Raw genomic sequence first — 6,771 nt, 5'->3', positions numbered from 1 at the left:
CGTGACCTGCGGTGCGGTGCTTGCGGGCGTAGCTCAATGGTAGAGCCCTAGTCTTCCAAACTAGCTACGCGGGTTCGATTCCCGTCGCCCGCTCTTGATGGCCCAGGGCCAGGTCAGAGGTTCATCCTCCAGCCTGGCCCTGATGCGTTTCCGGACTTCAATTCGGCCTATGTGCCCGCTGCGTGCCCGTTCGGCTTGGGATCTTGCTTCCGTGCCTGCTCGACAACAGCGCTCACGGCCTGGCCGATCAGCCGCTCCCGTTCGGCGGTTGCGTGCTGGTAGATCAGCGCGGCACGGGCCGTGCTGTGGCCCATTCTGGTCATCAGCTCACGGGTGCTGGCTCCGGTCGCAGCGGCGAGGGTGTTACCCGTGTGCCGAAGATCATGAAAGTGCAGGTCCTTGATCCCGACCTGGCTGCACGCTATGCGCCAGAGCTTGTTGAAGTGGTTGCGCCGAGGCGTGGCCTTCTTGGCCCCGATGAAGATCCGGCCGTCCGGGCCCGGCTCGGCGAATACGGCAAGGTGCGTAGCGAGATCGGTCACGATCACGGAAGGGATCGCCACGGTGCGCTTGCCCGCCGCGCTCTTGGGTTCCTTCACCAGCTGCTTGCCGCTGTGGAGTTCGGCCACGTTCCGACGCACGCGCAGGGTGCCCGCGTCGAGATCGAGATCGCGGCGGCAGAGGCCGATCAGCTCGCCCCAGCGGAGCCCCGTGAAGGCCGCCAGGAGGACGAGGGCGCGGTACCGGGGCTGGATCGCTTCGGCGAGGTCGTAGACCTCCTGGACAGTCGCTGTGGGTCGCTCGGGAGTGGGAGCGACGCTCGCGCCCTTGACGCGGCAGGGGTTCCGTCGGATGAGCCGGTCTTCAACCGCGGTCATGAGCACGGCCCGAAGGAGGGCGTACGACTTGGCGACCGAGGAAGCGCCGGCACCCGCGTCCAGGCGAGCGACCCGCCACGCGCGGACCATGGCCGGAGTGATATCGGCCAGGGCGACGCGGTCGAAGGTGGGCGCGAGATGGTTCCGCAGGAGCGACCGGTACAGGTCGCCGGTCGAAGCGCTGATACCCCGCTCGGTGATCCAGGTCACGGCGTACGAGCCGAAAGCAACCCGAGCGGCGTCCGGGTCAGTCCAGTCCCCCGCGCGCAGCTCAGCTTGGCGCTCGGCCAGCCAGTCATCCGCTCCCCGCCTCGTACGGAACGTGTGCGGCGCCGGGCGGTCGATGCCATCAGGCGCCGGATAGCGAGCCTGATAGCGGCCCGAAGGAAGCTTGCGGACACGGCCGAACGACCGCTTCCTGCCTGCCATCAGGCCACGCTCCTCAGCCGCCGCGCGGAAGGCGCAACGGTGTTGGCCTGGATGAAGTCCGCGACGGCCCTCTCGGGGATGCGAACATGACGGCCGACCTTGACGTACTCGATCCTGCGCTCCTCGATGAGCCGCCGGGGGAACCGGACTGTGGTGCCGAGGAGATCGGCGACCTGGTCCACGGTGAGCAGTCGGTCCATGGTCACCACTCCCCCTCAGCGTCGGACGTGCCGAGTTCGGCGCGGAGCTCCCGGGCGAGTTCGCGGTTCTGCTTGATCTCGTTGGCGATGGTCTCGGCGAGCCAGGATTCGCCGGGTGTGTGTCCTTGTCCGGCGTACTCCCAATGCGCGAGCACCAGCGTGGTGTCCTCGGTGGTGTCGTCGTCCTGGTCGAGGTCTGGCAGGCCGCGTTCCCGGCGTTCTTGCTGGGCGCGCCAGTCGGCCCGTGCACCGCGCAGGGCTCCGAGGGTGGTCGAGTAGCGGGGTGTCTTGGTCGAGAAGTGCCCGCGGAAGCCGAGCATGTGAGACCAGTGCGCGAGCAGCCTTTCGGGATAGTCCGGGTCTAGGTCCCAGCAGGCTTCGATCAGTCGTCGGGTGTGGTCGGGCAGTTCGGGGTGCGAGTCGAGTTCCCGCAGCTCTCCGATGCGGCGATCCAGGGTGCCGGTCGTCTCTGCTGCCTTGGTGGCGTACTTGGCGACGTAGGCACCAACGGCCTGTTCGGTGACATCGTCCTGGTCGTCGAGTGCGCCGATGGGCTGCACATCGAGCTGTGTTCCCCAGCGCAGCGTCCGGGCGGGGAATCGGCCGGCACCAGCCACCGGAACCGTGGCCCGTGCTGCGGCGGCGCGGATCGCGTCATCGAGGAGTTCGACCGTGGCCCAGGCCGGAGCCGGAGACTCGGGACCCTCTGATCCGTCGATGCGGACGATGGCGTGGAAGTGGACCGCTCCGCGCTTCTGGAACTCTGCGACCTTCCCGAAGGAGATCCGGGCATGGTCCCGAAACGCAGCTTGGGTGAGACCCGCACGGGCAGCGACTTCGCGGCGGAGGTAGATGGTGAAGCGCTGCCACAGTGCGCCCGCGTGGTTGTTCCACAGCACTGCCCCGGCGTAGTCGTAGCGCTCCGGATCCAAGGCTGTCCCCAGGGCGGGGTCGTCATCGCTGTGGGCAGTGCCGCAGCGGCAGCGGCCGGAGTCGGGCCGGTTGTGGACGCGCCCGAACGAAGGAGCGGTCAGCGTCGCGAAGACGCGAGGGCGCTCGGCCACCGTGGCAGGGATGCCCTTGCCGCCGACCAGTCCGGCCATGATCAGGTGATAGGTGTCCCCCGCGTAGGTCCACGCGCAGGAAGGGCAGCGCGAGGCCCGGCGGTTGCCGCAGGCGATCCGTAACCGTCCGCCGGGTTCGCTGCTGGTGGAGTACTCGAAGAACTCCCCCGTCCGTGTGTCCACGGTCCGCGAGTGGCCGCTGAGATGGATCGGGTTGGCACAGCCACCTGTACGCCGGACCTGTTCCTGCCAGCGCTCGAAGCCGGGCGAGTTGGCGACCCTCAGCATGTCCGCCAGGGTCATGGGATCAACGCCCACAGCGGCCGCAGTGTCAGCCACGGCCGCCGGGGAAACAGCAAAGTGGGTCACGCAGCTACCCCCACGGCCGGGGTGAAGTGCTTGACCAGCGCGCGGAACGAGCGCTCGATCTCGAATGAGGACTGCATGATGCGGGTGCGGTCGAAGCGGTCCGCGTAGGTGCCCCATACGGCGCTGGTGTCGGTGCCCGCCTCGCAGTGGTCCCAGAACTCCCGCAGCTGTGATGCCTTCTCCGCGATCTCCGCGTAGCCGACCCGAGCCAGCCCCTCAGCGATCAGAGCAGCGAGACGCACGGCCGGAGGGCGCGACTTGAGTACGAAGTCGGAGCAGTACAGGGCGGTGATCCATTCGATGTCCGACAGGCCCGCCGTGTCGATGGAAGGCAGTTCATGACCTGTGGCCCAGTCGATCGGCCGGGCGATCGGGCAGGGCACCGACTCCTCGTCGACGTCGTGCATCAGTACGCCACGGCCGCCGAAGTTGACCCAGCCCCAGCCGTCCACGGCCACACCGCACGTCATGCACGGCGACGAGACGACCACCGCATCATCCGTACGCGACAGCGGAGCCGTTAACGGCTTGGCGACGACCGGTGAGACCAGGGCCAGAGTGTGCGAGGTGGTGAGCGTCGCAGGCATGATGGAACTTCCCTTCGTGGGACGAAGGAGGGCGGCGAAACTGCTTGGCGGTAGGTGCGTCGCCCTCCGGGTCAGCCGAATGAACCTGTCTAGCTTCTCTTGTGTTACCTAGATTAGTACGGGGATGTGGGAGCGCAAGGCCTTTGCAGCCCTGGGGCAGATTTCTTTAGGTCACTTAGGTAACCTGGGTACGTGACCGTGAGCCCTGACGACCCTCGAAGCGCCTACGCGCAGGTAGCCGACGATCTACGGCGCAAGATTGCCGCCGGTCTGCTGAGGGCTGGGCAGAAGCTCGACGGCAACGCCAAGTTGGCTGAACGGTACGGCGTTGCGCCGATGACTGTCCGGCATGCCTTGGGTGTCCTGCGCGACGAGGGGCTGATCGTCAGCCAGCAAGGGCGCGGCACCTTCATCGCTAGCGATTCGCCGGGCGCCGATTCCGAGCGAGACACTCAGATGGTCAGCGAACTCGCCGAGATCAAGGCAGCGTTGGACCTCATTAACTCGCGGCTCGACCGCCTTGAAGGCCAGGCTCACGAGTCCTGACGGAAGAAGACAGGCGGTCCACTCGCTGACCCGCCTCAGCCAGCTTCCTTCTGATCTCGTGCAGTTCGACTAATAACCGTGCCCTGTCCGCGACCTTCACGGCAGCCTTCCCCCTCTCAGATGTCGTTTTCAACTCAGCTTCATTCGTCCAGCAAGACGCCGGACTTCTTCCGCACGCGAGTGCCTGTCACTCGACCGCAGATCGTCTACAAGGTTCCGAGCGATCGGCCGGTTCCGGACGTGCTGGGGAGCGATCGCGTCGGCGCGCAAGATCGCTTCAGCCGCAGGACCAACCTTGCCATTCATCATCTGCCCAGCAGCAGTGCAGACCCAGAAGTGAGACTGCCGCTCGCCAGAGGCGATGTGCATGACGTCGACGAGCTCAGCGCGCGACACCACATCACGCGGGTGACCCAGCTCCAGACTGATCTCCACCGAGTGAATCTCCGTGTTCACCGCGTTGAACTGCGTCTGAAAGACGTTGCCATCGTCGGGTAGATCAGCAGCCACTCGACGGGCCTCTGTCAGGTGTGACTCAGCTTCCGAGCGGTCCCAAAGACGAGACCAGGCCACGGCCGCACGCAGGTGCATAGCGCCCCACAGCGATTGGACGGATCCGCCGGCCGTTGCCATATGCGGCTCCAGGTCATCCAAAGCCCGCACAGCCATGTCCCGCGCTGCGGTGAGCTCACCCTCATGGAGCCAAACCCCACAGAGATCCCAGCGGGCAGCAGCTTGGAGAACGGGCGAATCTGCGCGCTCAGCAGCAACCAGTTCTCGCTGTACCGCGCTCCATCCCAGATCGTGATGCCCAAGAAGGTTCGAGGACACCCGTGCCATATGACTCGACCGGAGCATCAGCGCTTCTGCCCGGCGTGCGTCGTCACCATCCAGAGCGTCGCAGAGAACAATCAGGTCTCGAAGAATCTGCGGAAGGACATCTCCGAGGGCGGTGAACTTGGCATCCTGCCTCAGACTCTCGGCAGCCTCTACGCGAGAAGTGACATCGTCCAGCGTGGGGATGGCGGTAGCACTAATGAGGGCAGCTCCGCCGGGCATGGTTGCCTGTTGCAGGGCGAGGCGGAGCCCAGGAATCGCAGCGTGGCCTGAGTCGAGTTCCGGACTCTCGTGGCGGTAGGGCTGGCCCGTCAGCTCGATCACTTCTACGCCGAGCACCTCAGCGAGCTGGCCGAGAACGCTCATGCGATCGAGTGGGAGACGACCTGTTTCGATCTTGGAGACCCAGCTCACGGAGCGATCAACAGCAGCGGCCAACCGCGCTTGATCCCAGCCAATTCGTCGCCGTGCTCTCGCTACGCGCTGCCCTGTGCTCAGATCGGCCCCCATCACGGGCTCCTTTCGACACTACGAAGGTACCCACCGCCACGGGAGCCGCTGTCAGTAAAAGTGCCAGTGGCTGAGTGAACTCCTCCCAGCCGCAGGCCCGTTACAGGTTTCTCTACCTCATCAAGTACTCGCTTCGCTCGCTGCCCGACCAGCCGCCGCCGCGCAGCACAGCCACAACAGCCCGACTCCATCCCAGTCCCGCCATGCGCCGGAGTGGCCCCAGAAGACTTCAAAGACACCAGGGCGCACCGGAGAACAGGCGGAAGCTCGTGAGAACACCACAGTTGACGCTTGGGGCGTCTGCTTTCCCGGCCTCCTGAACTGCGGTAGCAGTCTGACGCGAGGTCAGAGGTGCCGCGCACAGCGCGGCGGCGCCGGTCGGGCGCCGACGCGCTTGCCCCTCCATGTCTACGCCACCGGGGCCGCACGTCGTCGCCCGCCCGCGCCCACAAGGGGGGCGAAAAGAACCAGGCCGGGGGTGGGGACGGACGGCTCCACGGCTTTACCCACCTCCCCGATCCGGGACCCGCGTCGAGCAAGACCAGGGGCCCACTCGGACACATTGCGGGCAGGGGACAAGCCTGCCCGAGTAGCCGGCAAGCGTACGGCCCCCTGATCATGCACGACCCCAAACCGGGCAGGACACCGGCCAAACCCGCTACACCGACCTCGACGCCGTTGGTCTCGCACTGTTCGGTGGAACTCATGGCGTCGGACCCGGACAAGTACGAGGCTGGTGGCGGTGTCAGGCACTTGTCAAAGCCCTGCATGGAATTACTCCGATTTACTGATAATCGCTGCGTGTCGACCTGGCGTGACGACCGATCAGCTGCTCACGGGACAGGCTCGACCTTGGGATCGGACGTGGAGTCCCCAATCGATCGAAACGAGGAGCGCGTACATGAGTCCTGACAACAGGACACGGTCCCCGCTGGGACCTCTGCCCCGTCGAGCCAGGTGGATGGCCGGCGGAACCATGGCCTCACTCGCGCTGATCCTGGCGGCCGGGGTGGTCAGTCCGGTCGCGTCCGCGGCTCAAAGCATGGGCGCACGCGTAAGCGCGTCGAGCGGCACGGGCGGCGGAGACGACAAGTGCCAGGACTGGCCACACCATGGCGACAATGGCAGATGCCATAAGGGCGCGACCGGCCCGACAGGACCCACGGGTCCGACAGGCCCGCAGGGCGACCCGGGTACGCCGGGTGCGACCGGTCCGCAAGGTGACCCGGGTGCGACGGGCGCGCAGGGTGACCCAGGTACGCCGGGTGCGACCGGTCCGCAAGGTGACCCGGGTGCGACGGGCGCGCAGGGTGACCCAGGTACGCCGGGTGCGACCGGTCCGCAAGGTGAC

6 protein-coding genes and 1 tRNA gene are annotated in these 6,771 nt (G+C 66.4%); 2 read left to right on the top strand and 5 right to left on the bottom strand.

Going from position 1 to position 6,771, the window contains the following annotated elements; genetic code table 11:
* Positions 1-22 precede the first annotated feature (22 nt).
* A tRNA-Gly gene (locus AB0D12_RS40690) sits at positions 23-93 on the top strand.
* Between the two features lie 74 nt (positions 94-167).
* Here AB0D12_RS40690 and AB0D12_RS40685 read toward each other — a convergent pair.
* Genes AB0D12_RS40685 through AB0D12_RS40670 form a run of 4 tightly spaced genes read right to left on the bottom strand, consistent with a single transcriptional unit; the run spans position 168 to position 3,527 of the window.
* Positions 168-1,307, bottom strand: a complete 1,140-nt coding sequence (locus AB0D12_RS40685) for a site-specific integrase (RefSeq protein ID WP_362694998.1) — start codon at positions 1,305-1,307, stop codon at positions 168-170.
* Positions 1,307-1,507, bottom strand: a complete 201-nt coding sequence (locus tag AB0D12_RS40680; RefSeq protein ID WP_362694995.1) for an excisionase family DNA-binding protein — start codon at positions 1,505-1,507, stop codon at positions 1,307-1,309. Before AB0D12_RS40680 ends, AB0D12_RS40685 begins: the two co-directional genes overlap by 1 nt.
* Positions 1,508-1,509: 2 nt before the next feature.
* Positions 1,510-2,910, bottom strand: coding sequence for a replication initiator protein RepSA (repSA, locus tag AB0D12_RS40675; RefSeq protein WP_362694992.1), 1,401 nt, complete (start codon positions 2,908-2,910; stop codon positions 1,510-1,512).
* Positions 2,911-2,936: 26 nt separating this feature from the next.
* Positions 2,937-3,527, bottom strand: a complete 591-nt coding sequence (locus AB0D12_RS40670) for a hypothetical protein (RefSeq protein ID WP_362694989.1) — start codon at positions 3,525-3,527, stop codon at positions 2,937-2,939.
* A 192-nt stretch (positions 3,528-3,719) separates the two neighbouring features.
* On the opposite strand from AB0D12_RS40670, the gene AB0D12_RS40665 reads away from it, so the two are divergent.
* The gene (locus AB0D12_RS40665) at positions 3,720-4,073 is read left to right on the top strand and encodes a winged helix-turn-helix domain-containing protein (RefSeq protein ID WP_362694986.1); all 354 of its coding nucleotides are present in this window, start codon (positions 3,720-3,722) and stop codon (positions 4,071-4,073) included.
* Between the two features lie 129 nt (positions 4,074-4,202).
* Here AB0D12_RS40665 and AB0D12_RS40660 read toward each other — a convergent pair whose 3' ends face one another.
* Entirely contained in the window at positions 4,203-5,420 is a 1,218-nt protein-coding gene (locus AB0D12_RS40660) for a helix-turn-helix transcriptional regulator (RefSeq protein ID WP_362694983.1), read from the bottom strand.
* Between the last annotated feature and the right edge of the window lie 1,351 nt (positions 5,421-6,771).

Source organism: Streptomyces sp. NPDC048479 (genome assembly GCF_040651435.1).
Classification (GTDB): Bacteria; Actinomycetota; Actinomycetes; order Streptomycetales; family Streptomycetaceae; genus Streptomyces.
Note: the sequence above shows the minus strand (reverse complement) of the source record. Positions and strands in the feature narration are given on the sequence as shown.

Coding starts and splice junctions, on each gene's coding strand:
- AB0D12_RS40660 (WP_362694983.1), bottom strand. CDS start 5,420: ATGGGGGCCGATCTGAGCACAGGGCAGCGCGTAGCGAGAGCACGGCGA.
- AB0D12_RS40670 (WP_362694989.1), bottom strand. CDS start 3,527: ATGCCTGCGACGCTCACCACCTCGCACACTCTGGCCCTGGTCTCACCG.
- AB0D12_RS40680 (WP_362694995.1), bottom strand. CDS start 1,507: ATGGACCGACTGCTCACCGTGGACCAGGTCGCCGATCTCCTCGGCACC.
- AB0D12_RS40685 (WP_362694998.1), bottom strand. CDS start 1,307: ATGGCAGGCAGGAAGCGGTCGTTCGGCCGTGTCCGCAAGCTTCCTTCG.